Raw genomic sequence first — 3,178 nt, forward strand, 5'->3', positions numbered from 1 at the left:
TTCTCGAAGCAGGGAGGCATCGCGGAAGGAGTGGTTTCTTTCATTAGCTAAGGAGCGACGTAGAAGAGTTAATATATAAGCAATTTACCACACTTGGTTTAATTTTATTGTTTAAGTCCCGCCACACTTGATGCGATGGTCGAGGAAGTTGAGGGGATACCCTTCACAAAATCCTTCGATCCACAACGCGACTTTACACAAGTCAACGGCTAAGGGGTTCAAATCGACACCATAAATACAGTTTTGAATCACATCTCGCACCGCTTTCCGTAGCGCTTCGGGTCCGGGTTGCGCTTCTCCGGTTCGCAGTCTCGCCAATTCTTTCCCGATGCGTCTGGCTGCTGCGAGGAGGAAATGTCCGGAACCACAGGCGGGGTCACACACCTTCAGCGATAACAAGGCATTTTCCCCACTCCCGATTCCCGACTCCCCACTCCCGATTTCTGACTCCCGCAAACATTCCTCGATAACCGGTTCTAATGCAGATTTAATCAACTGGGCGACTAATTCTGGCGGGGTGTAATATGATCCTGTGGATTTGCGTTCACTACCAGGGACTAACTTAAATTCATAGATACCATGATTTTCGCTGATTCTGGGCTGGAAATCCAGTAAACTCTCATAAATACTCCCTAATTCTTCCACATCTAAGGCGGAATAGTTAATCCGTCGCAGTTGTTGACGGCTTTCATAGAGGGATAACTGACGAATAGCTTGGCGCAAGTCATAATTATCTAAGGCACAGGTTTTTAAGTGGGAGAGAGTCTTAGAACCGAATAAGTCGCCGTTGAGGGGAGATAACCCTAAGAGTTCCCCGCGCCAGTTTTCATCGAATAACGCAAAGGTAACTTTTAATCCTTCCCATAAGTCTTGAAACCCTTCTCGTCGATGAATCGGTCGTTCCGCGATCGCGCGTAACCGTTCAAGACTATAATATTCTCGATAAATCCGCGCTTTTTCCGCATCGGCGTTACTGAGGAGTAAGTTGCGCGACTCCCCAACGAACAGAAATAACAAGCGATAGATCAGTAACAGCAGTTCCCGATAATAGTCCTTTTCTGAAAGTTCTCCCTGCGCGATCGCGTTTCGTAGGGGTTGGTTTGATCGATGTTGGAGAAACCCTGTCCCTAATGATTCCAGTGTTTTCTCTACCTGATCCCGCAGGCGATCGCGGATACGTCCGCCCTGCTGCCGTGCTTCTTGATGGTAGTATTCTAATAAGCATTCGTCAGCGTCTTCCATTCCTCCTGGTAAGCGCGATCGATGGAAGAGACGATAAAACAGACAAAACTCCGCATAATCTTCGTTATTGAGGATTTGTTCTAAATCAAACTCGACATAAGTTAACCGTGTCATCAGAGAAGAATCTCGCAACAACCGCCACTGATGACCATTGGTAACAACAGCCCAAAGGTGTTCCGTGCGGTTAAGATATTCTTGGACTAACGCATGGGCGGATAGTCGGGGGGTTCCACTTGCAGGACGCTGATCCAAAGAAAGCCGACAACCGATAATATGCAGGGGCGGTTTTTCTTCATCTGAACTCTGTTCCCGATTCCCGACTCCCCACTCCCGACTCCCGATTCCCGACTCCCGACTCCCCACTCCTTCCGCGCGATGGGAAATGGCATAGGTTTGTCCCTCCACGACAGCGGCTTTTTGCTGATAAACCGGTTGATAGCCCAACAATTCTAAGATCGGAATCACCCACTGCTCTCGCGTGAGACTCGTCGCACTCTCTTGGGCATCGAGTCGGTCTAACCGTCTTTGAAACGCTTGATAGTAAGCTTTCAGATCGCCCCAGGTGGTCGCGATTTCATCAGCCAGATTATCCGTTGGCTTCAAACCAAACTCAGCAGGCGTTTGCCCTTTCAATTCCCCAGCGAGAACGTCAGGCATCAGATCAGCGGTGATGAGATTTCCTTCTACTTTCATGAATCAGCGGTCCGGTGGCTATCACAAAATCAGAGGCTAATTTTTAAGCCTTTTTAGTGGGCTGATAATAGCAAAATTAGTGATAGCACTCTACCGTAAAAACACGATTGATTGACAAGTCATCACCGGTCTCAAGCACTTGATTGATCGTGAGGATACCTCAATCTTTCTCTTAGAAGGTTTGATCATGGTGCGAAACCTTCTCATAGTGAAGAAAATAGGTAGAGGTGTTCTTTTTCTATTGTTTATTTTTGAGTTCCCAAGGGTTAAAAACCCTAACAGTTGTCGCATTAAAATCGTTAACATTACGAGTGACAACTGCTAAGTCATAAACTAAGGCGGTTGCTGCAATTAAACTATCCAGAACAGCTAGTTTGGTTCCCTTAGCCTCTAATTCTCCACATAATCTTGCCCAGTGATCAATCACCCTTTGATTAATTGTTAAAATTCTTCCTTCAAATCTAACTTCGATTCTCTCGACCCATTCCCAAAGACTTTGAGAGCGGATGGGCTGAGATCGTTCCAGTTTAATTATGCCTTTTTTTAGTTCTCCAACTGACAAAATGCTAATCAACAAATTATCTTCTTTTTGCTGATCTAGCCAATTAATTACTGCTGTATTGGGTTGCTTTTTCACATATTCAGATAGAACACAAGTATCGAGCAAGTAGTTCATAAAGTAATTTCTCGTCCTGTGTCTTGATTCCTAGTAAAAATTTCCTCTTCTCCTTCTTCAAGTTCGGGTAGCAGCAAAATTTCTGATAATTTAGAGTTACTATCTTTAGTGAGTGCAACCTTTTCAAAATGCTGAGAGTTTAAGTTATTAAGAATCAAGGAAGCTATTCTCGTTTGTTCTGCTTCAGGAAGCTGCTTCAACTGATTAATTGCTTTTTCTAATAAGGGAGTCATCATTTAATTTTCTGTTTTCCGCTTCTTGTGCTTTGATTTTCTCATCAAGACTATCAACCGTTTCTTCTAGCAAAGAGTTTGTCTTTCAGTTGCGAATAGAAACAGATAAATCCCCATCTTTGATGATTCCTTTTATCTGGATAATTCTCATGGCTCTCAACTGTTGCTCACTACTATCTCCATTTTATTTGTTCTTTGGTAACTGCTCACTATTTATCTCGGTTGCAAAATATAAAGTAAGGATTCAGGTGTGGCAAAACTGGGGAATGAGAGAAGGACAAGGCTCACCGGTGAGAGGACTTTGCAAAGCCTGTTGGAAAAAAGTAATCACCGA

3 protein-coding genes are annotated in these 3,178 nt (G+C 44.2%); all 3 read right to left on the reverse strand.

The window, feature by feature from the left end; all coding sequences use genetic code 11:
- Window positions 1–111: 111 nt before the first annotated feature.
- A complete protein-coding gene (locus GVY04_00220) occupies window positions 112–1,899 on the reverse strand; it encodes an N-6 DNA methylase (GenBank protein ID NBD14603.1) in 1,788 nt (595 codons plus the stop codon).
- A 274-nt stretch (window positions 1,900–2,173) separates the two neighbouring features.
- Entirely contained in the window at window positions 2,174–2,611 is a 438-nt protein-coding gene (locus GVY04_00225; protein ID NBD14604.1) for a PIN domain-containing protein, read from the reverse strand.
- Window positions 2,608–2,847 (reverse strand): hypothetical protein, encoded by a 240-nt coding sequence (locus GVY04_00230; protein ID NBD14605.1) that lies wholly within the window; start codon window positions 2,845–2,847, stop codon window positions 2,608–2,610. Before GVY04_00230 ends, GVY04_00225 begins: the two co-directional genes overlap by 4 nt.
- Between the last annotated feature and the right edge of the window lie 331 nt (window positions 2,848–3,178).

This window comes from Cyanobacteria bacterium GSL.Bin1 (assembly GCA_009909085.1).
Lineage (GTDB): Bacteria > Cyanobacteriota > Cyanobacteriia > Cyanobacteriales > Rubidibacteraceae > Halothece.